The organism is Aquiflexum balticum DSM 16537, from assembly GCF_900176595.1.
Classification (GTDB): domain Bacteria; phylum Bacteroidota; class Bacteroidia; order Cytophagales; family Cyclobacteriaceae; genus Aquiflexum; species Aquiflexum balticum.
In genome coordinates, this window is record NZ_LT838813.1 from 1,204,838 (window position 1) to 1,225,358 (window position 20,521).

Genomic DNA, 20,521 nt, shown 5'->3' on the forward strand with positions numbered 1-20,521 from the left:
GTGGTGGTAGACAGTTTAGTGCTTCGAAATCCGCTTCTTCGCCAAGCGCCCAAACGTGTGTGACTTGAACCAGCCCCTAAGGGCTGAATGCTTTGAAATGGATGGAGGACTATTGGGTAACCAATAGAGAGGCCCTCCGATGGCGGTTTACCGAAACAGCTATCAAACTACCTTACGCTGCATATCTGGGAAACCAATATGTGGTGAGCGGTAAGGAAAAACGGGGACAATGATCCCCGTAGGTGAGTACTGATGGAGCTGAATGAAAATGAACCAGTGACGAAGCCTCGATAAGGCAAATTACGATGTGAAAAATAGGTAGCTACGTTTGTACCTATGACAAAGTGTGGCGGACGATCGGATATACTGGCCACATCGCATCCGGGGTTAAGCTGGCAGGAACGCAGTACAGGCCATTTCAAGGAACAAGTGAACTCTATGCTGTCAGGCCAAATCGAGAGAGGAAACCTGCACCCGTGGTTGGGTGAGGCATAGGGGGCAGACCTGTTCGTATTAGCGAAGAATATCCTGTAATGGGAGACGAGCGAAGGGACAGGCATGTTTAGTTTCAAACCAGTTTACAACCAAGCTATTTGGGATGACAGACTACTATGAGACAAAATCGCAACCAATTACCAAGTTGATGGTATGGCAGGCGTACAAGAAAGTAAAAGCCAACAAGGGCAGTGCGGGCATAGACCGGATGGGTTGGGAGGACTTGGACAAAGATCTAACCTCACATCTCTACAGGCTATGGAACCGAATGACCTCGGGGAGCTATTTTCCTGTTCCTGTTAAGCAAGTGAAGATACCAAAGAAGGATGGAGGTATTCGCAAATTAGGCGTACCGACTCTTCTTGATCGTATCGCCCAGCAAGTAGTACGCCAGCACTTGGAGAAACAACTTGAACCTCTATTCCATGAGAGTTCCTTCGGCTATCGTCCTAATCGCAATGCCCACCAGGCAGTCAAACAATCAGAGCGGAACTGTTTCGGCCATGACTTTGCAGTTGACCTTGATATCAAAGGGTTCTTTGACAATATCAACCATGACCTGATGATGAAAGCCCTGAGGCATTATTGCAGGGACGAATGGGTTGCGATGTACGTATCCAGATGGCTGGAGGCAGGAATCATGGCAGAGGGGAAGCATGTGAAAACAAGTGCAGGCACACCCCAAGGTGGAGTGGTGAGCCCATTACTGGCCAACCTTTACCTCCATGTGGCTTTCGATGAATGGATGAGAAAAGTTCATCCGGAAAAGCCATTTGAGCGGTATGCAGATGATGTGGTGGTACACTGCAAGACAGAGAAACAAGCGCAATTTATGTTAAGGCGAATAAGTCAACGCATGAAGAACTGCCATCTGGAACTGCATCCTATAAAGACCAAGATAGTAAACCTTCGGGGCTGGTCGGAGACCAAATATCCTCGGAAGTATGACTTTTTGGGCTTCACCATCAGAGCATCGATGCAAACTATCAAAGGACGGGGAATGCTACTGCCGGGTACGTTTGTGAGCATCAAGTCCAGAACATCAATACTGGGGAAATTTAGAGATTTAGGAATCCACAAGTGGCGTAAGCCTTTACGGGAGATTGCCCAGCGTCTCAACCCTATTGTAAGAGGACTGCTCAACTATTACCACAAGCTAAGAGGGGAACCCATGCGCGAAGTATGGAACCAACTTAATCACCGCTTACTCAAATGGGTAAAGTGGGAGAAAGGGCTGTACAAGATGACTGCAGTCAGATGGCTGAAGAAGCAGTACAGGTCAACTCCCAACCTTTTCGAGCATTGGAAATTGGTTCAACCTTAGGTATATTAGAACCGAAGCGATTTATAAACATGAAGAGCCGTGTGAGGTGAGAGTCTCACGCACGGTTCTGTGGGAAGGTGGGGGTGAGATTCCTCTGCCTGACCCGATTGGCACACATTTCAAAACGATACCCCACATTCAGAAACTTAATGAAAAAAGTGATCCAGTTAATCGGAGTAATTTTTCTCCTCATAGGAGGTTATTTTGCTGTTAAAGCAGGATATCATCTTTTAAATTATGAATTAACTTGGGGACTTAATCAAGGAACTTTTGGATATGCACGACCATATTGGGAAATAGTTGTTGAGTTTCTGTTTTGGCTTACAGTAATAATTGGTGGTTTAGGGTTTTTAACCTCAAAAAAGTTAGGTTTGAAGATAGGAAGTTATTCACTCATTCTTCCAATACTAACCTCCTCAGTTTTTTTAATTATCAGCATTTCCAAAAAGCTCGATTATTCAAATATCTTAATGGTTAATAATGAAAGCCGAAAAATGTCCTTAAGAGAACAATGGGAATACATTTATTCTGAGCCAATATATTTTGCAGTTCTAGTTTTGGCTCTTATCACAATAATGATTGTATCAAAGCACCAATTTAAAGTTGAAAATGGGTATAATAATTCATCCAAGAAAAAAATCTATTTAATGATTTTCACTTTACTAATTGTTGCATCATGTGCAGAAAAAAGGTTTGAAAACATTCAATATCAAAATGGCAATCAAATATTGAATGTGAATTCTACAAATAGAAATGGAGAAGCAATAGAGCCTGTTTTAATGAAAGCAATATCACCTGATACGGTTGAAATTGGAGAACTAATTGATGTTAAGGTCTTTTTATCGCAACCTAATTTTAAAATAGTAGATGCCAGTTTTGATTGTGAAGTTTCAGATATGTCATTAGCAGATACCACGAACAATAAAATAATTGGGTGTTCAAAAGGTTTATTTGTAGAGAATGATACCGTAAGAATTCAGTTTAATGTCGGAGGTGATTTTGGGGAGAAAGATTTTCCAGAAATAGTAATCCTCTCTAAAGGCGATGATAATGTTTACAGATATCATAAAGGGACATTTAACTACTTTGTGAAAAGATAAACGTGTGCCAACATCACCTTGGATACAGCGGGCGGTACCGAGTAACTATGAAAATCAGTATCTTTAAGGCGTTCGGAGTAAGCTTGAAGAATCCGGCTCCGAAAGCCCGCCGTCTCCAAGCTGAATCCCGTGTGACTTGAATCAGCCCTCTTAAGGCTGAATGCTTTGAAATGGATGGAGGACTATTGGGTAACCAATAGAGAGGCCCTCCGATGGCGGTTTACCGAAACAGCTATCAAACTACCTTACGCTGCATATCTGGGAAACCAATATGTGGTGAGCGGTAAGGAAAAACGGGGACATTGATCCCTGTAGGTGAGTACTGATGGAGCTGAATGAAAATGAACCAGTGACGAAGCCTCGATAAGGCAAATTACGATGTGAAAAATAGGTAGTTACGTTTGTACCTATGACAAAGTGTGGCGGACGATCGGATATACTGGCCACATCGCATCCGGGGTTAAGCTGGCAGGAACGCAGTACAGGCCATTTCAAGGAACAAGTGAACTCTATGCTGTCAGGCCAAATCGAGAGAGGAAACCTGCACCTGTGGTTGGGTGAAGCATAGGGGGCAGACCTGCTCGTAGTAGCGATGAAATTTCTGTAATGGGAATGGAGTGAAGGAGCAGGCATGTTTAGTTTCAAACCAGTTTACAACCAAGATAATTGGGATGACAGACTACTATGAGACAAAATCGCAACCAATTACCAAACTGATGGTATGGCAAGCGTACAAGAAAGTAAAAGCGAACAAAGGAAGTTCGGGCATAGACCGAATGAGTTGGGAGGACTTGGATAAAGATCTATCCTCATACCTCTATAAGTTATGGAATCGACTGACCTCGGGTAGCTATTTTCCTTTGCCAGTCAAACAAGTGAAGATACCCAAGAAGGACGGAGGTATTCGCAAATTGGGTGTCCCCACCCTTCTAGACCGTATCGCACAGCAAGTAGTAAGGGCGTATTTGGAGAGACAACTTGAGCCACTGTTCCACGAGAGTTCATTTGGCTATAGACCAAACCGTAATGCTCACCAAGCAGTGAAACAATCAGAGCGAAATTGTTTTGGGCATGACTTTGTGGTCGACCTTGATATCAAAGGGTTCTTCGATAATATCAACCATGGCCTGATGATGAAAGCACTGAGATATTACTGTAAGGATGAATGGATAGCCTTGTACGTCTCCAGATGGCTAAATGCAGGCATCATGGCAGATGGGGTTTTCGAGGAGACAAAAGCAGGCACACCTCAAGGAGGCGTAGTGAGTCCATTACTTGCGAATCTCTATCTGCATGTAGCTTTTGATGAATGGATGCGGAAATATCATCCTGAGAAACCATTTGAACGGTATGCAGACGATGTGGTGATACACTGCAAGACAGAGAAGCAAGCACAATTCATGTTAAGACAAGTACGTCAGCGGATGAAGACCTGCTTCCTAGAGTTGCACCCTGAGAAGACCAAGATTGTGAACCTACGAGGTTGGTCAGATACTAAGTATCCCCGCAAGTATGATTTTCTTGGATTCACGATCAAGGCATCGATGCAGACCATCAAAGGAAAGGGGATGTTACTACCTGGAACATTTGTGAGTATCAAGTCCAGAACTTCAATACTCGGCAAATTCAGGGAAATGCAAATCCATAAATGGCGCAAACCCATAAAGGAAGTAGCCAATCGTTTGAATCCTGTCATCAGAGGACTGCTCAATTACTATCATAAGCTTAGAGGAGAATCCATACGTGAGATATGGAATCAACTCAACCACCGGTTACTCAAGTGGGTGAAATGGGAGAAAGGACTTTTCAAATGGGCGGCAGTCAGATGGCTAAAGCAACAATACAAGTCTACCCCAAACCTGTTTGAGCATTGGAAATTGGTTCAACCTTAGGTAAATTAGAACCGAAGCGACTTATAAACATGAAGAGCCGTGTGAGGTGAGAGTCTCACGCACGGTTCTGTGGGAAGGTGAGGGTGAAATTCCCTTGCCTGACCCGATTGGACTCAATTCTAAAATGGCAAAGCAGAATCCTTGGATAATCGGAATATTGGGGTTTGGAGTTTTTCTATACCTAGCATGGAATAATTTTGAAATACCATTTGCTCCATGGACGAAAACGGCAGAGACAAAAGCTGAAATCACAGATAATGCACTTGGGTATGGGCCAATGGGGAGAGGATTTACTCAAATTATCACAATATCCTATCAGGTGGACGATTCAGTCTATTTTCAGAAGAAAAAACTTTCTCAGAGAATCGAAAAAAAGGAAATTGGATCAAAGGTCTTAATAGAATATGCTGTTAAAGATCCTGGCAATTTTGAAATCAAAGGTTTTTTGAAACAATGAACTAATATTTTTATCAAAAAACTTTATCTTCCTACATGGAAACAGTTGACTTCAATTCTGAAATAGTGGTCTTCAAACCTTCCAAAGGTAGTGATGAATTTGAAATCATTTTGGATGGGGAGCAGGATACGGTTTGGGTTACCGAAGAGCAACTAGTTGAGTTATTTGGCAAAGCTAGAAGGACGATTGGTGAGCATATCCGAAATATTTATAAAGAGGGAGAATTGGATAAAGAGTCAACTTGGCGGAATTTCCGCCAAGTTCAAAAAGAAGGAGAAGAAAAGTAAATGAAATTACATTGGTAGCATTGGCATTGGCAGTAGCACAAAGTCTACCTGATCAAAGGGATTTGATGATTAAACTGATAGTAAACCTAATAAAGAACTGAGTCCAACATCACCTGGGATCCAGCGGGCGGAGCCGAGTAAAATTGAAAATAAATATCTTTAAAAAGATAGGAGTAGGTTGGAAGGGAACGGCTCCGAACGCCCGCCGTCTCCAAGCTAAATCACGGTGGTGGTAATGGTAACAAGACACACCCAACAGTCAATATGACAGAAACGAAAGAGATATATCTTGAAAGTCTGAATAGAGCAATTCAATTCATTGAGAATAATCTTGACAAGAAAATTCTCTTGAAAGACGTTGCCGGAAAAGCATTTCTATCTGAATATCATTTTCATAGAATTTTTAAGTCTTTGACGGGTGAAACGGTAAAAGAATTTTTGCTGCGACTGAAAACTGAAAGAGCTGCAATACGATTAAAACATTCAAAAGACGACATCGGACAAATTGCTCTTGAAAATGGTTTTGAAAACCACGAAACATTTACTAGAGCCTTCAAAAGATATTTTCAGCTCTCACCACAAGAATACAGAGAAGCAATTCAAGAAGTAGTTGAAAAAAAGAAAAAAGATTACCTAAAAAAAGCTGTAAACCTGGATGATTTGCATGTTGAAGAACCGATTGTCAAGAACATTCCGGATTTACATTTGGCTTATATCAGACATACAGGTTCTTACGACAAAGTGGCATCTTCATTTCAGCGACTTATGCTTTGGGCGGCAACTCATTTGGTTTTGAAATTGACGCCTACAACATTAGGAATAGTTCACGACAATCCAGACCTGACAGATGAAGAAAAAATCCGTTTTGACGCCTGTGTAATTTTGAACAAACCTATTCAGCCCAAAGGCGAAATCGGTTACAAGAAGATAGATGGTGGAAAATTTGCCATTTTCCGTTATAGAGGGGCATACGAAAACTTTTATTCGGTTTATGACTACATCTATAATGTTTGTCTTTTTGAAAAAGGTTGGGAATTGGAAGATAAGCCTGCTTTGGAATGGTACATTAAATCGCCACAGTTTTTCAAACCTGAGAATTATGTAACGGATTTTTATGTACCCATCAAATAGCAAGAAACGTCAAATAAAGATAAATGGCCAAAGGTAAATTTGCACTATCATTCACAAAATCATAAAAAAAATGAGAAAAAAGATGATAGTCGCAGTTTTATCTATTTTGGCGCTTTTTGCTCTAGCATTTGCTATTGGTTTATTTCTTCCAAAACAAAGAGAATTTGTCAAAAAAGCAACCTTTAAAAGTTCACCTGAAAAGGTTTTCCAAATTGTCACAGATGTGGAAAATCAAGTATCGTGGCGAAGTGACGTTCAAGAAATCAATATTATTGACGAAGACACTTGGACGGAAGTCCCCAAAAAAGGAACACCCATCACTTTTAAAACAAAGCAGGAAATTCAAAATCAACTTTTTGAAATTGAGATAATTGAGCCAAAAAGTTTCGACGGTTATTGGATAGGTACTTTTGAGCAAACGACAACAGGAACAAAAGTTGTTTTCAAAGAAGTAATTAGTATTGAGAATCCATTTTTTAGAGTTATGAGTTCAATATTTGTTGACCTTGACCAAACAATGGAAGTTTATATGACCAATTTGAAAAACAAATTAGGAGAATAAAATGGCAAAGAAAAAAAGTTGGCTTGATAAACTGAACGCTAAAAAAGAGCCACAATTAAAACGAATTGAAATTGACTTTGCGGATATTCCAGCAGGTAGTAATATGTTTATCGCAACACCACAACTAATTGACAAGTATGTTAAGGAAATTGGGTTTGGAAAGCGGGTAAACACCAAAACTTTGCGGAAGGACCTTGCATTGGAACATAATGCTGATTACACTTGTCCTGTAACGACAGGGATTTTTTTAAGAATTGTAGCCGAAGCCAACTATGAAAAATTACAGCAAGGTAAGAGTTTGGAAGAAATTACACCATTTTGGAGAGTAATAGAACCGAATAGTACGTTAGCAAAAAAGCTTACGTTTGGACAAGAATTTTTGTTGCAACAAATTGACAATGAAAGCGAATGAGAAGAACCACTACCGTCAGCAGAACCTACACGCAAGTGGGGTTCAGTGCTTCTATGAAAGTGAAGAGCTAAACCATCCCGATAGCTCGGGACTGTACTTTTATTGAGGTTCAGTGCTAAAAATCCCCACCTGCGTGTAGCTGCAAACCGCCGTTAGAGATCATTGAAGAACTTTACTAAACCATAAGTAGTAAAACTTAAAACAAGAATTATTGTATGAATGTCGAAATACAAATACTTAGATCTAAAGACACAGACTGTTTTTCTGAATTGATTAAAGTCTTTGAAAAGGTTTTTGAATGGGAGAACTTTTCCCCTCCGACAAATTCATATTTACAAAGACTTCTTAACAACAAAAGTTTTTTAGTGTTTGTAGCAAAGGCAAACCATAGTTTACTTGGTGGACTTACTGCACACGTTTTGTATAGGTACGACACAGAAAGACCATCTGCTTAAATGTATGACATGGCAGTGTCGCCCCAATTTCAAAGAAAAGGAATTGGGAAATTATTAATTGCGACCTTAAACGACTATTGTAAAAAGAATGGATTCAGTGAAGTTTTTGTACAAGCTGAAACAAACGACCATCAAGCGGTAAACTTTTACAGAACTACCCCAAATACCAGCGAATTACAAGCAACACATTTTACATATTCGTTTGATGAAGTAAATGATAATGTAGAATAGAAAAGAACAACGAAAGGCTAACATATCAATGCTACTAAAAAAGCTACTTCCAAAATATCAAAAGTATCTACTTGGAATTGCTCTTGTATTATCATCTTTAGCAATTTCAATAAGGTCAAGTGGTGGAAAAATCAACTTTATCTTACACCAATACCCTGCTCTAATCTTCTTCATGGTAGTAGTTAGCTCTTTCTTAGTTGCTATCTATTTTAAAATCAATAATAAGAAAATTTTAAGCCTTTCAAATCAGATTAAGGAGCAGTCCAAAATAAAAAGTGACGGAGTTGATGCCCTACTTAATGAATTGACAGAGAGACAAAGGGAAGTGTATGACTTGATTATTTCGGGAAAGACAAATAAGGAAATAATGACCGAGCTATTTATCGAACAAAGCACGCTGAAATCACACATTAATCAGATATATAAGAAAATGGATATCAAAAGCAGGAAAGAGTTGAAATTAAAACCTTGATATTCAGTGTTATAATAAAATATCAACCCCATATCAACCCTAAATTATTTGTTCCGATCCATGCTAAAAGGAATATTTGCGCATCATAAATTTTCACTAAAATTAGATGTATATGAAAAGTAACTTATTGTACTTCGCCATGTTTCTGTTAATCCTTTGTGTGCCATTCAGGGGTAATGAAGAAGGTGTTCGTTGGTTATGGGCCGATATCACCTGGATACCTGTGACATTAGTATTTATCGCATTGATATGTATTGGATTCTACCTTTACACTAAAGAAAGAATGAACACATTAATAAAGAAAAACGAGTGCTAACAACTTGGATAAAGTCTGCATCTGTCGGCCAGACAGGCGGTAGGTATAGAATAAATGTTAAATTCAGTATCTTTAAGTTTGAAGTAGGCTGGAAGAGAATGGTTCCAAATGCCTGCCTGGCCTCAGGCAGTCTGTATCTCCTGGCTTTAATACAAAGTAAAATCCCATAAAATAATTGATATGGAAAAAAAGGACCTTTACAAATTGACAGACGAAGAGCTTTTACTCGAAAAAAAGAAACTGAATAAATCTAAAATTTTTCATGCATCATCCATTGGTTTTCTTGCCGGAATACTCATTTTCGGGTTTGTGGCCTGGATTTTATCGCCGGATAAAAAGTTGGGATTCCTCATTCCCATGGCAATTCCGGTTTTTTTTATTTACCGAATGGTTAAAAACCCAAATAAGAACAAGGATCTGGAAGATGTTCTGAAAGAACGTCGCCTGATGTAAGGAAGAAAAAATGGGTTTTACAAATATAAATGATACCCATGCAGGCGCCGGGCGAATTTGGGTACCTGGAAATGTTGAGTTTTCCTTGGGCACAAGGGGAAGGCAATATCAGTGGGGCCTTGTGCAAGATAAGAGAAATGAAACCTGGATCCGGCGGCACCTTGTTTTACTTTACCTGCAAGGATTGTGTTGTTGAAACAGCAAGAGGGGGGGAAAAGCAGGCGGTAAAGTTTTGCAGGATAAGGCTCCCTTTGGAGACCATGGTTTTTGCTCCATTGCTATGGATACCGAAGGAAACACGATTGGATTTCATTCAGACAATTGATCTGTTTCATTGAATTAAAAAAGCTTACCCTTTCTGAAGAAAAACCAAAATTACCAATTCGGGACAATATCCTGGCCAAGGACTATTATCTGAATTATTTAGGTCCGTAAAATTCCCAATCTCTTTGGATAGTCTTCTTTACACTTTGCAAAGACCTAATGGCTTCAAAAAATGGATTATAAAAGTATTGCAAAAAAAATAATAGATCTAAAAAATGCGGACCTGGCACTGAGAGAAAAACTTGTTCAAAACGGACAACTTGGCGAAGGGTATAATGAGGAAATGAAGGAATTGCACAACCGCAATGCCAGGGCATTAAATGACTTTATTGAGGTTATAGGTTATCCTACAATAGACAAAGTTGGCCCCGAAGCCAACGAAGCAGCCTGGTTGGTAATTCAACATGCTATCGGACTACCTAGGTTTATGAAAAAATGTGCAGCACTTTTGAAAACTGCTGTAATGAACAATAAGGCAGACCCTAAATATTTGGCTTACCTAACCGATCGGATAGCAGTTTTTGAAGGGAAGCCACAGCTTTACGGAACCCAGTTTGATTGGGACGAACAGGGATATTTAAGTCCAAATTTTTATGATGACTTGACCAAAGTTAATCAAAGAAGGGAATCCATTGGACTGAATAAGCTTGAAGACCAAACAGTAATAATTAGACAACGGGCGAAAATTGAAAATCAATTGGCACCCAGAGACTTTGAAAAAAGGAAACGGGAAATTGAAGAATGGAGAAAAAATGTAGGCTGGATAAAATAAAAGCAGTCAATTACAGTCTTAGCTGGCCTAAAACTTCTCCTTAAATCGTAGAAAATACATTCATTGTTCCTAATGGATGTCTTTGAACTAAAATATACCCTGTATTGGTTATTTTTTAGTTTATTTTTATTAAGTAGATTGAGAGCTCATTAGTAAAATTAGGATGGATAAGGGTAGGGGGCAGACTTTTCTTGGTGTTGGGTGCCTTATTCTGGAAAAATCGTAAAATAAAGCTAATTGTAAAGATTTAAGCAAAAATTATGGGCATAGACAATACAGAAGAATTATTGAAAAAGTTTGATTACACTTTTCTAAGGAAAAACGATAAACTGATAATTAAACTGGATTTTTCCCAAAGAATAATTATTGATTTCACTGATCCTGAAAAAATAAAAATTACAGATAAACTTGTTGGCTGGAATTTCTTGACCGGGATTATTGAAATGAGTATTAAAAATGCAACACTTTATAATTTCATTTGGACAATAATCATAGCAACAGTATTTGTGTACCTGGATCAATCTGAGGGATTGAATTTAGCTGCATTCTTTTTGGTATTCGTAATTTTTTGGGTACTGTTTTGGTTCATGTACTACTTGATAAAAGCCGAAAATCTCAAACGGATTTTAATTAGTTGGAATGCGTAGAATAGGCTAAATAAACACGTTTTTACCATATAGTTGAACCATAATCCCTGCGGATCCATCCTCTTCTTCAGTCCATGAAATTGCCGATGTTCTAAACCGCAAACCATTGGATATTAACCTGTAATTTGATTATACCAAGCCTTGTAAAACCAGCGCGGGTTAAACGTATTGCCTGAGGTTTGTTCTGGAAATTTTCAAGTTGGACTTATCGGAAACGCGAGATCGGATAATTCAGCCATCCGGAATTTTACCTCTATAATTTCATTTTCAGTTTTCCTTCCCCAAAAAAATTCAATGAATTGAACTTATATTTAGCTTTTAGGTAGGATGAAAATAGGGGAATGGCCGTTTTGCGGCTGCTAAAGAAAAACATTTATGACAAAACAACTTACAATCCTATTAATTGCGCTGCTTTTTATCATTATAGATACAAAGGCTCAAAAACATACCTTCGACAGCGTAGAACCGACCACGGTCACCAAAGAAATTAATAGAGACAATGGTCAGGTTTACAATTTGATAGTCACCTTGCCACTGGGGTACCAGGCAGAAAAAGAGTATAAAATCCTTTACTATTTGGATGCATGGTGGCTGGAAAATTTGGTTACAGGCTGCTACCGAATATTAAGCTTATCCAATAAAACCAAATCAAATAATTTGGAAGATGTGATTTTGGTTGGTATATCTTCTGTTGGTGATGAACGGGCCTGGAACCTCCAAAGAAATATGGACTTTACACCTTCCAAATTTAACTTAAAACTTAAATTCAATTTGGGAGAAGTACCATTGGATGAAACGACAACCGGTGGGGCAGAAGAATTTCTGCAATTTTTTAGGCAAGACATCATTTCATCTATAGAAAGCGAGTATAAGGTGGACAGCGCATCAAGGGGCATTATGGGACATTCCTTAGGTGGCTTGTTGGGTTTTTATTCCTATTTAAATCACAGCGATTTGTTTTCCAATTACATTTTGCTTGCACCTTCTGTTTGGTGGAATGATTCAGAATTATTTCAGGATAAAGCATCCATGATAAGCAAAAGAGAATCCCATATGTTTGCAGCAATGGGAACAGCTGAAATCAAAATGATGAAAGAACCAATGGGCAACCTGGTCGAGGAATTAAAATCGGAAGAGAACAGAAAATTAAAAATTACATATAGGCAATATGAAAACGAGGATCATCATTCCGTTTTACCGCAAGCCATTTATGATGGAATTGAATTGATTTACACCAGATCAAATTGAGCTTATCCTGTCAGCATCTAAGATCAAATTCAAAGAAATGAAGTTATATTTAGGATATGGACAAATTCTATTGGAGGTGCTTGAACCCTCTGATTTGTTTTAAACATCATAATTAAACACTGAAAAATAAAAAAAATCTAAATTTTTAAGTATGGAAGGCTTAATGATGGATTACCCGCTCACTACAAATACTATTCTTGAGTATGGAAACAGTGTTTATCACCAAAAAAAAATAGTAACCTATTTACCGGATCAAACCCGGCATGAATATAGTTTTGGTGATATGTATAAGCGCTGTAAAAAGTTGGCCAATGCATTGACCCATAGATTGGGAATCACAAAAGGTGACATGGTAGGAACTTTTGCATGGAACCATGGCCCCCACGTAGAATTATATTATTCCATATCCGGTATAGGGGCCGTTTGCCACACTATAAATATTCGATTGTCCAGCCATCAAATAGAGTATATAATCAACAATTCGGAGGATAAAGTAATTTTTGTTGATGCTACCCTGGTTCCCCTTTTAGAAAAAATAGCTCCATTACTGGAAACAGTACAGCATTTTATATTATTAAATGCACCTCAAGATTTTGTGACCACTTTGCCAAATACATTGCATTATGAAGAATTGCTGGCTGAGCAATCGGAAGATTTTGATTGGCCCAAACTAAATGAAAATGATGCTTGCGGCATGTGTTATACAAGTGGGACCACAGGTTTGCCAAAAGGAGTTTTGTATTCTCATAGATCTACATTTTTACACGCTTCTACAATTATTTCTCCAAATGCAGGAAATTTCAGCAATAGCGATACTGTGCTGTTGATCGTACCCCAATTTCATGTGATGGCTTGGGGTTTTCCATATCTATGTCTCCTGTCTGGCTCAAACATTATACTGCCCTCTTCTAATTTACAGCCTGAAAGTATCATTAAAATCCTTGTTGAAGAAAAAGTGACCAAAGCGAATGGTGTTCCAACAATTTGGTTGGGCGTATATCATGCAATGAAATTAAATCCACCCAAGGAAAAATTAACCCTCAAAGAATATTTGGTCGGGGGATCCGCACTGCCAAAAAGCCTTATTGAAGGTTTTGAAAAAGACTTTGGAATTAAAGGTGTACAGGCTTGGGGAATGACCGAAACCTCTCCATTGGGAACTGTAAGCCGAATTCAGTCAAAACACGAGCATTTATCTGAAAATGAAAAAATGGAAATCCGTGCGAAACAAGGTATTGCCTTTCCGGGCATAGAATTAAGGATTGTTACCGATGATGGGGCTTTTGCGCCAACAGATGGCAAAACCATGGGTGAACTTCATGTTCGAGGAGCTTGGACCCTTGCCTCTTATTTCAAAACAAATAACAGTGAAAGCTTTACAGAAGATGGTTGGTTTAAAACAGGGGATGTTTGTACCATCGATAAAGATGGATATATGGAAATCAAAGATAGAACCAAGGACCTGATAAAAAGTGGCGGTGAATGGATCTCGAGTGTCGCGGTGGAATCTGCATTGATGGCTCATCCTAAAATCAGAGAAGCAGCTGTAATTGCGATACCTGATGAAAAATGGGTAGAGAAACCTTTGGCCTTATTAGTCCTCGTGGACAAAAATGATAAAGTATCTACGGAAGAATTGATGGATTTTTTATCCAGAGACTTCGTGAAATATCAGATACCCAAAGATTACATTTTTATCCATGAAGTACCAAAAACCAGTGTGGGCAAATTTGATAAAAAAGAAATCAGAAGATTATTTGCGGAAGGGGAACTTGGCCCAAACTAACTCAAATGTACCCCTCCCGCCTTTGATTTCCAGATAACCTTGTTCCCAATATCCTTCCAAAGCAGGTTCGCATCCGCAATGGATATTTCTTCAGTGGCTTATCCACTTATCCTTGAAATTCAAGCAATCTGTTGTTTAGGGGTGTGTGGGAAATTAGACTTCTTCTTCTACGCTATGGCCTTCACATTCACTTCAATATTTCCTTTCACTGCATTTGAATACATGCAGTTTTTATGGGCCAAGTCGGCCAATTTCTGAGCTTCTTCCAGGGAACCTGCCTTTGGAATCCTTACCAAAATATCAGCTGCCAAACCATAACCTCCGCTTTCTGCTTCCCCGCTATGTACCTGAACAGTGATTTCGGCATCATCGGTATTGACTCTCCTTGAGACAAAAGCCAAAGCTCCACCAAAACAGGAAGCATAAGCTGCTGCAAATAATTGTTCGGGATTGGTTTTTCCTCCGGTTCCTCCGATCTCTTTGGGCATGGCCAATTCTAAATCAAGCAAACCATCATCGCTATGGACATGGCCGTTTCGTCCGCCCTTATTGGTGGCTGTTGCAGTATAACTCTTTTTGATTTTTTCCATTATTTAAGGTTTGGTTTGAAGTCGTTGATCAATTTTTCCATGAATAGATTCAATTGATTGAACTGTTTTTCGTCCCAAGTGTTAAAAAATCCATTGATTTTTTCAGTAATATGTTGGGCTTTGCTTTGGAGGGATTTTCCTGGATAGGTCAGTTCAATCTCTACTTTCCTTTCATCTACTTCACTTCTGACCCTTTTTACAAGATTAACAGACTCAAGTCTCTTCAATAATGGAGTCAAGGTTCCTGAATCCAACTGAAGTTTTTCCCCTATCTGTGAAACCATCTGTCCATCCTTTTCCCAAAGTACCAACATCACCAGGTATTGTGGATAGGTTAGGCCAAGCTCTTCCAATGGTTCCCGATAAGCCTGTGAAATAAGTCTGGAAGCTACATAAAACTGAAAACCGGGATCTTCTTTCAAATTTGTCATGGGATTTTTTATTTGTGGACAATTGAATTTATGGAAATAAAAAATAAGAATCAATAATACCTCCCAATCATCGGATGATCCACAATCGCCTTTTTCAATTCCAAAGCTTTAATTTCCCCCATTTTCTTATAAGCAATTTTTCCTCCGGGTTCGATCAATAAGGTAATGGGCAAACTTCCGTCCCATTCATTTCCTACTACATCTATGACTGCATATTTGTCTTCCGTATCTATCAAGTAGTTAGGGACTGCTGAGTATTTGCTTTTGAGGAATTTCAGTACTTTTTCTTCCTGATTGGGATTGTTCATACTTAATGAGACAAACTGAAAATCCCTGCCTCCATACATCCTTTGGATATCGATAAATTCAGGGTATTCCACCACACAGGGGCCACACCAAGTTGCCCAGAAATTGATGAGCATTAAATTCTCAGTTGGGTTTTTTAATAGATCAGCCAATCCGGAAGGAGAGATTTTTTGGACTTCCACCGGTTTTTCCTTCCATTCCGCATTTACTTTTTTGGTGTATTCATTTTTCCAGGCCCATTTGGTGGAGCAACCAAAAGCGGGAGTAATCGCCTTGTCAGGATCCAATGCTTCTCCGGCCATAGTATTGTCAATGGCCATCCTCAAATCCTCCGCATTGGCTGTTCCGGGTTTTTCGGAAGCATCCAATCGGCCGGAATAGGAAAGTTTACGGTCTTTGTCAAACACAAAAACATGTGGTGTTGCTGTTGGCCCATATGCCAAAGAATATTCATGCCTATCCCCATCATAAAGGTAAGGGAAGTTATAATTCATATCCACATACCTGATTTGCATGCTTTCATAATCATCACTCAGATCGGTGTAGCCCAATTCCTCAGGCAATAAACCTATCGGGCTGTTTGGGGAAATGGCTACAAAAGCCACCTTTTTACCTGAATAGTCATCAACGATATCATTGAATCTTTCTTCGTATGCCTGTGCTGTTGGACAATGGTTGCATGTAAAATAGACTACCAGAACATCTGAATCGCTGAAATCATCAATGGATACATATCTTCCATCGACATTGGGAAGCTTGAAATAAGGGGCTTTGTCACCGATTGCCAATTTACCAACAGGTTGTTCTGACATCTCCTGTGGATTAGGGACGAAACCTTCCGTAGAGGCGATAGTATCATTTCCTTCTTTGTTTCCATTTTGTCCACATGCCCAAAACATGGTGACTGTTAGCAATAGTACTGTGGATAACTTGTATGTTTTCATAACTTTTTTATATAAGGTGCTTTTTTAAGGTAAAGTGAAAAACCGTTTTCATAATATATTCATCCCCCCATCAAATACGCCGCAATCTGCCCAATCTCATTTTCAGAAATATCCATCCAAACCGGGCTCGGCATTAAGCTGTGGAGAAGTTGTCGCCTACCTTTGATCATTTCAGATGGGATAAGGTGTTTCCTGCCTGAACTTTCCATTACCGTAACCACCGGGCCACTGGATAGAAGCATACCGTAAAGCATAGCTCCGGAGGTCAATTCAATCAAGAAAGTCTCAGAGCCAAAACCTACAGCGGCATCAGGTTCCAAAATGGCCTCAATCAAACCCGTTTTGCTGAATTTTTGGTTTACCTGCCGTAGATCCGGGCCTATCTCGTTTTCCACCTTCCCAATGGAATGACAAACCGCACAATGTCGAATGGCCAGTGCCTCCCCTTGCCCCAAGGAAGTCTTTGCCCTTTCCACTTCCTTCCTGTCCAGTAATCTTGGAACTTCCATGGGAAAATAATGCGCCAATAAACTCTTATTCGCCAAATTGATCTCCGCATTCATCCATTTTGCAGCCAGTTCTTTTTCATGCTTGGAGAGCCTTTCCATGATGGCAAGTTGAGTGAGGTGTAACCTTCCCTGGCTTTCGGAAGCCAAGGCTATAATGGCCTTTTCCCTATCTGCCTTTGCTGCCAATGTGTCCAACAAAGTTGTTTTAAAAACCAATACCTCAGGTTCCACTTGAGGTAAGTTATCCTGAGGGGATTCCCAGTCCGCCAAATAGGTTTTCCATTCATTGGTTTTTCTAAACTGTAGCCACCATTGGGCTTGAGATTTTTCCTCCCCCGAGGCCTTGGCGTAAAAATTACGAATAACTGCTGCGGCCTTTGGTGTATTAATAAATGCCAAAGCTGTCATCGTTTCTTCCATTTCTTTTTCTGATAGCTTAGCCAATCGAATAGCCAAGTCTTCCACTGCATCGGCAGGGTGGAGTTCCCAGACCAATTTCGCTAAAGGTTTCGGCCACGCCTCGGGATCTTTCGTATCAAAATATCTGAGTAACTCAGGATAAATCTTTTCTCTGTGCGCTGCAAAACCTAGTCCCAAGGCATGGAGCAACCAGGGATCATTTCCATCGAAGGTCCCTACTATAGAAAACAGTAAACTCCGACTTTGGTCCAAAGGCAATGCCTGTAAGGCTATGGCCACTTCTGCCATAACCACAGAATGTTTTGACTCTAAGGCAATAGCGGCATTGTTCAATAAATTGGCTTTATCAAATTGCCTCAATGCCCTGAAGGCGGCGAGTGCCAATTCTGCGTCATGATGATCTAAAAAACCGCGGATCTTTTCCCGCTCTCCCAACTCGGCCAATAACCAAATAGCCCTCGCCTGTATAAAGGGATTGTCGGATTCCAGCAACGGCAAGAGGGCAGGTATGGAAGCTTGGCCTTCCTTCAACAAACCTTCCCTGGCGTATCCCCTTACATGGATGGCAGGATTTTGAAAAGCCTGAACTAGACCCTCTACGCTGGAAAAATCCAAGTTGGGTTTTTCGAGTGATTTATTCTTGGGCTGTATTTTATAAATTTTGCCATGCCCCGTTTTATCCATCATACGATGGCCTCCCACGATAGGGTCAAACCAATCTGCTACGTATAAAGCACCTTCCGTGCCCACTGCAATATCGCTGGGTCTAAACCACTTGCTCTGATCGTCCTCCACTTCATGCCAAATGTAATTGGTATTGTCTATCTTAACTGAAGAAATAAAAGCCGTTCTCTCCTCAAGTGGATAACCCGCCCCCCGCAATGTAGGATGATAGCCAAAAATAATATTTCTACCTGCGTCAGCACTAAGTAACATGCCTTGGTAGGCCTTTCCCAATTCATCTCCTTCTAATCTCACTATGCCTGTAGGAGAGCCAGCACCATAAATATCACCTGCCGGCAAAACACCGGGATCATGTTGGTGCCAATGTGCCATAGGCACTGTGTGTCCTGGTCTACGGTCTGCCTGCCAGGTTCTTTCTCCATTGGCGCTAAAAAAACCAGCGTTACTGCCTTCCATCAGCCAGGTAGTCCTGCAAGAAGCTGTCTGATCATCATTGTCGCTTTGCCACATATTGCCAAAGGAATCCACTGCCACTTCAAAGGCATTTCTAAAGTTGTGTGACATCACCTGCATGCCTGTCCCGTCTTGATCCACCCTAATTACCAAACCCCCAGTGTACACATTTCCATCATCGCTTACCTGATTGGGTAAGTTCTCTTCGGCATATGGGGTGTACTCGTTGTACACACTACCGGATCGAAGGATCCAACCATTCTTATCCGTCACCTGATGTGGTCCAGCATTTCCTACAATAAAATACCACTTTCCGTCAGGGCCTAAAACTCCTGCATGTAGACCATGATCATGATCCCTACCCCCAAAGCCAGTAAGAAATATCTCTTTTTTGTCGGGTATATCATCCCCATTTTCATCGGTATAGATGATGATGTGAGGGGAACAGGAAACTATTACACGATTCCCTACCACTGCTAATCCGAGGGGGGACCGTAAATCAGGATCCTGCACAAACACTTTGGAGCTGTTAGCCTTGCCATCCCCATTGCTGTCTTCCAAAATCACCACTCTGTCTCCCTCTTCATGCACCATGTGACCTTCTGCATTTCTGAAGTCCCTGTAATTCACTGCCTCTGTCACCCAAACCCTTCCTTTTGCATCTACATCTATATTGGTGGGATTAAAAAAATCCGGGGATTCTGACCAAAGTATCACCTCCAAATCTTCAGGAACAAATAGCAGTGGAGGATCTTCTTCTGGGCCGGTGCAATTTAAGAATAGCATCACAGGTACTACTATATTGAATAGTTGTCTCATGTATTGAAAGTTTGATGCAAGAACTTCAAATTTTTTCTGTAGGCCTCTGTCATTTCCATTCCATTAGGAATAGCCCCTTCCAGGATAATCCAGTTGCGGTAACCTATTTCATCCAATACATTTCTTACTTTCACAAAATCCACTTCTCCCTTACCCAGGAGTTGCCCGTTTTCCTTGGCATGGACTTCACAAATGTAGTCGGTTCCTAGCAAGCGCATCTCCTGAAAAATATCGTATCCCATGCTGGTGGCATTGGCCACGTCATAATAGACCCTTACATGGGAAGAACCCACTTTTTCTATGATATCCAAATGCTCCTCAGCAGAAAGCCAGGATTCTACGGCCAGAAAAACATCTTGCCTTTCGGCTTTTGGTGCAACTTCCTTTAGTTTCCGTATCACTTCTTTTTTGCCTTCCGGATCATTGCGTAAATCACCTTTACCAAAAAAAGCAAGGAGTACCACTTTACATCCCAAGGCTTTGGCCACGTCTATACTGTCATGAACCCATTCTTGTGTATGCCCTTCTGATTTATAGGGAACCTCATTTAGCTCTCCTATTGCCAAACTTGCAATTTTCACTCCCGTAGATCGGGATGCCCGTAAATATTTTTCTTGCATGTCTGACTGTCTAAGGTGCATATTATCCTTGGTCGTTCCCAAACTTACCTGTATCCCATCCAGCCCAATTATCTTGGCAGTTTCGAATGCGTTTAGGGAGGCCGTTTGACCTATAGACCAATCACAGGCGCCAAAAGAAAAAGGAATTAATGGTTTTGCTTTAAGGGCCGTAGGAAGGAAGAGAACGCCCAAACCAATGCCCAAAGATTGTCGGATAAAGGTTCTTCGAGGAGTGACTTGGGTCATAAACATTGGAAATTTCTTTACACCAAGATAGATAAATCTTCCTATAAGTTAAACAAACAAAACCATGTTGCACCCAAAGGAATGGTATCCCACTTTTTCATACATGGGAGGACTGAAAAGGCTATTGACAAATCT

The 20,521-nt window shown here is 40.2% G+C and carries 23 protein-coding genes; 18 read left to right on the forward strand and 5 right to left on the reverse strand.

The window, feature by feature from the left end:
• Positions 1-101: 101 nt before the first annotated feature.
• The 18 genes from B9A52_RS26315 to B9A52_RS05400 all read left to right on the forward strand — a co-directional run bounded on the left by B9A52_RS26315 (position 102) and on the right by B9A52_RS05400 (position 14,364).
• Complete coding sequence (locus B9A52_RS26315; RefSeq protein WP_262483145.1) at positions 102-233, forward strand: hypothetical protein; 132 nt, start codon at positions 102-104, stop codon at positions 231-233.
• A gap of 365 nt (positions 234-598) precedes the next feature.
• Positions 599-1,819, forward strand: coding sequence for a group II intron reverse transcriptase/maturase (ltrA, locus tag B9A52_RS05325; RefSeq protein ID WP_084119321.1), 1,221 nt, complete (start codon positions 599-601; stop codon positions 1,817-1,819).
• Positions 1,820-1,968: 149 nt separating this feature from the next.
• Positions 1,969-2,919 carry a hypothetical protein gene (locus B9A52_RS05330; protein ID WP_084119322.1) on the forward strand — a complete coding sequence of 317 codons (951 nt, stop codon included), beginning with the start codon at positions 1,969-1,971 and terminating at the stop codon, positions 2,917-2,919.
• Positions 2,920-3,093: 174 nt separating this feature from the next.
• Positions 3,094-3,225: a hypothetical protein gene (locus tag B9A52_RS26320; RefSeq protein ID WP_262483117.1), complete on the forward strand. Its 132-nt coding sequence runs from the start codon at positions 3,094-3,096 to the stop codon at positions 3,223-3,225.
• Positions 3,226-3,590: 365 nt separating this feature from the next.
• Positions 3,591-4,811: a group II intron reverse transcriptase/maturase gene (gene ltrA / locus B9A52_RS05335; protein ID WP_084119317.1), complete on the forward strand. Its 1,221-nt coding sequence runs from the start codon at positions 3,591-3,593 to the stop codon at positions 4,809-4,811.
• Positions 4,812-4,935: 124 nt separating this feature from the next.
• Positions 4,936-5,268, forward strand: coding sequence for a hypothetical protein (locus B9A52_RS05340; protein WP_084119323.1), 333 nt, complete (start codon positions 4,936-4,938; stop codon positions 5,266-5,268).
• 35 nt (positions 5,269-5,303) lie between these two features.
• Positions 5,304-5,555: a hypothetical protein gene (locus tag B9A52_RS05345; protein WP_084119324.1), complete on the forward strand. Its 252-nt coding sequence runs from the start codon at positions 5,304-5,306 to the stop codon at positions 5,553-5,555.
• Positions 5,556-5,819: 264 nt separating this feature from the next.
• On the forward strand, positions 5,820-6,686 hold the full coding sequence (locus tag B9A52_RS05350) for an AraC family transcriptional regulator (RefSeq protein WP_084119325.1): 867 nt from the start codon (positions 5,820-5,822) through the stop codon (positions 6,684-6,686).
• Positions 6,687-6,756: 70 nt separating this feature from the next.
• Entirely contained in the window at positions 6,757-7,248 is a 492-nt protein-coding gene (locus B9A52_RS05355) for an SRPBCC family protein (RefSeq protein WP_084119326.1), read from the forward strand.
• Position 7,249: 1 nt separating this feature from the next.
• Entirely contained in the window at positions 7,250-7,660 is a 411-nt protein-coding gene (locus B9A52_RS05360; protein ID WP_084119327.1) for a hypothetical protein, read from the forward strand.
• Between the two features lie 464 nt (positions 7,661-8,124).
• Positions 8,125-8,346: a GNAT family N-acetyltransferase gene (locus tag B9A52_RS26505; RefSeq protein ID WP_394334889.1), complete on the forward strand. Its 222-nt coding sequence runs from the start codon at positions 8,125-8,127 to the stop codon at positions 8,344-8,346.
• A 28-nt stretch (positions 8,347-8,374) separates the two neighbouring features.
• Positions 8,375-8,818, forward strand: coding sequence for a response regulator transcription factor (locus tag B9A52_RS05370; RefSeq protein ID WP_084119328.1), 444 nt, complete (start codon positions 8,375-8,377; stop codon positions 8,816-8,818).
• A 496-nt stretch (positions 8,819-9,314) separates the two neighbouring features.
• Entirely contained in the window at positions 9,315-9,587 is a 273-nt protein-coding gene (locus B9A52_RS05375; protein ID WP_084119329.1) for a hypothetical protein, read from the forward strand.
• Between the two features lie 29 nt (positions 9,588-9,616).
• Entirely contained in the window at positions 9,617-9,925 is a 309-nt protein-coding gene (locus B9A52_RS05380) for a hypothetical protein (protein ID WP_157370075.1), read from the forward strand.
• Positions 9,926-10,083: 158 nt separating this feature from the next.
• A complete protein-coding gene (locus B9A52_RS05385; protein ID WP_084119330.1) occupies positions 10,084-10,683 on the forward strand; it encodes a DUF6624 domain-containing protein in 600 nt (199 codons plus the stop codon).
• Between the two features lie 260 nt (positions 10,684-10,943).
• On the forward strand, positions 10,944-11,330 hold the full coding sequence (locus tag B9A52_RS05390) for a hypothetical protein (protein ID WP_084119331.1): 387 nt from the start codon (positions 10,944-10,946) through the stop codon (positions 11,328-11,330).
• 375 nt (positions 11,331-11,705) lie between these two features.
• Complete coding sequence (locus B9A52_RS05395; RefSeq protein ID WP_084119332.1) at positions 11,706-12,578, forward strand: alpha/beta hydrolase; 873 nt, start codon at positions 11,706-11,708, stop codon at positions 12,576-12,578.
• Positions 12,579-12,729: 151 nt separating this feature from the next.
• Complete coding sequence (locus tag B9A52_RS05400) at positions 12,730-14,364, forward strand: long-chain fatty acid--CoA ligase (protein WP_084119333.1); 1,635 nt, start codon at positions 12,730-12,732, stop codon at positions 14,362-14,364.
• Between the two features lie 167 nt (positions 14,365-14,531).
• Here the strand turns inward: B9A52_RS05400 and B9A52_RS05405 are convergent, their stop codons facing one another.
• The 5 genes from B9A52_RS05405 to B9A52_RS05425 are packed head-to-tail and all read right to left on the reverse strand — an operon-like array spanning position 14,532 to position 20,386.
• Positions 14,532-14,954, reverse strand: coding sequence for an organic hydroperoxide resistance protein (locus B9A52_RS05405; protein WP_084119334.1), 423 nt, complete (start codon positions 14,952-14,954; stop codon positions 14,532-14,534).
• Positions 14,954-15,385, reverse strand: coding sequence for a MarR family winged helix-turn-helix transcriptional regulator (locus B9A52_RS05410; RefSeq protein ID WP_084123403.1), 432 nt, complete (start codon positions 15,383-15,385; stop codon positions 14,954-14,956). The genes B9A52_RS05405 and B9A52_RS05410 overlap by 1 nt, the downstream gene beginning before the upstream one ends.
• A gap of 50 nt (positions 15,386-15,435) precedes the next feature.
• Positions 15,436-16,635 (reverse strand): redoxin domain-containing protein, encoded by a 1,200-nt coding sequence (locus tag B9A52_RS05415; RefSeq protein WP_084119335.1) that lies wholly within the window; start codon positions 16,633-16,635, stop codon positions 15,436-15,438.
• Positions 16,636-16,694: 59 nt separating this feature from the next.
• The gene (locus B9A52_RS05420; RefSeq protein WP_084119336.1) at positions 16,695-19,520 is read right to left on the reverse strand and encodes a PVC-type heme-binding CxxCH protein; all 2,826 of its coding nucleotides are present in this window, start codon (positions 19,518-19,520) and stop codon (positions 16,695-16,697) included.
• On the reverse strand, positions 19,517-20,386 hold the full coding sequence (locus tag B9A52_RS05425) for a sugar phosphate isomerase/epimerase family protein (protein ID WP_084123404.1): 870 nt from the start codon (positions 20,384-20,386) through the stop codon (positions 19,517-19,519). Before B9A52_RS05425 ends, B9A52_RS05420 begins: the two co-directional genes overlap by 4 nt.
• Positions 20,387-20,521 lie beyond the last annotated feature (135 nt).

Bases quoted from the DNA above. Each gene is read 5' to 3' on its own strand.
- ltrA (WP_084119317.1), top strand. From the start codon at position 3,591: ATGACAGACTACTATGAGACAAAATCGCAACCAATTACCAAACTGATG.
- B9A52_RS05355 (WP_084119326.1), top strand. From the start codon at position 6,757: ATGAGAAAAAAGATGATAGTCGCAGTTTTATCTATTTTGGCGCTTTTT.
- B9A52_RS05340 (WP_084119323.1), top strand. From the start codon at position 4,936: ATGGCAAAGCAGAATCCTTGGATAATCGGAATATTGGGGTTTGGAGTT.
- B9A52_RS05425 (WP_084123404.1), bottom strand. From the start codon at position 20,386: ATGACCCAAGTCACTCCTCGAAGAACCTTTATCCGACAATCTTTGGGC.
- B9A52_RS05415 (WP_084119335.1), bottom strand. From the start codon at position 16,635: ATGAAAACATACAAGTTATCCACAGTACTATTGCTAACAGTCACCATG.
- B9A52_RS05395 (WP_084119332.1), top strand. From the start codon at position 11,706: ATGACAAAACAACTTACAATCCTATTAATTGCGCTGCTTTTTATCATT.
- B9A52_RS05350 (WP_084119325.1), top strand. From the start codon at position 5,820: ATGACAGAAACGAAAGAGATATATCTTGAAAGTCTGAATAGAGCAATT.
- B9A52_RS05405 (WP_084119334.1), bottom strand. From the start codon at position 14,954: ATGGAAAAAATCAAAAAGAGTTATACTGCAACAGCCACCAATAAGGGC.
- B9A52_RS05410 (WP_084123403.1), bottom strand. From the start codon at position 15,385: ATGACAAATTTGAAAGAAGATCCCGGTTTTCAGTTTTATGTAGCTTCC.
- B9A52_RS26315 (WP_262483145.1), top strand. From the start codon at position 102: ATGGAGGACTATTGGGTAACCAATAGAGAGGCCCTCCGATGGCGGTTT.
- B9A52_RS05345 (WP_084119324.1), top strand. From the start codon at position 5,304: ATGGAAACAGTTGACTTCAATTCTGAAATAGTGGTCTTCAAACCTTCC.
- B9A52_RS05375 (WP_084119329.1), top strand. From the start codon at position 9,315: ATGGAAAAAAAGGACCTTTACAAATTGACAGACGAAGAGCTTTTACTC.
- B9A52_RS05400 (WP_084119333.1), top strand. From the start codon at position 12,730: ATGGAAGGCTTAATGATGGATTACCCGCTCACTACAAATACTATTCTT.
- B9A52_RS05330 (WP_084119322.1), top strand. From the start codon at position 1,969: ATGAAAAAAGTGATCCAGTTAATCGGAGTAATTTTTCTCCTCATAGGA.
- B9A52_RS05380 (WP_157370075.1), top strand. From the start codon at position 9,617: ATGATACCCATGCAGGCGCCGGGCGAATTTGGGTACCTGGAAATGTTG.
- B9A52_RS26320 (WP_262483117.1), top strand. From the start codon at position 3,094: ATGGAGGACTATTGGGTAACCAATAGAGAGGCCCTCCGATGGCGGTTT.
- B9A52_RS05360 (WP_084119327.1), top strand. From the start codon at position 7,250: ATGGCAAAGAAAAAAAGTTGGCTTGATAAACTGAACGCTAAAAAAGAG.
- B9A52_RS26505 (WP_394334889.1), top strand. From the start codon at position 8,125: ATGGCAGTGTCGCCCCAATTTCAAAGAAAAGGAATTGGGAAATTATTA.
- ltrA (WP_084119321.1), top strand. From the start codon at position 599: ATGACAGACTACTATGAGACAAAATCGCAACCAATTACCAAGTTGATG.
- B9A52_RS05390 (WP_084119331.1), top strand. From the start codon at position 10,944: ATGGGCATAGACAATACAGAAGAATTATTGAAAAAGTTTGATTACACT.
- B9A52_RS05420 (WP_084119336.1), bottom strand. From the start codon at position 19,520: ATGAGACAACTATTCAATATAGTAGTACCTGTGATGCTATTCTTAAAT.
- B9A52_RS05370 (WP_084119328.1), top strand. From the start codon at position 8,375: ATGCTACTAAAAAAGCTACTTCCAAAATATCAAAAGTATCTACTTGGA.
- B9A52_RS05385 (WP_084119330.1), top strand. From the start codon at position 10,084: ATGGATTATAAAAGTATTGCAAAAAAAATAATAGATCTAAAAAATGCG.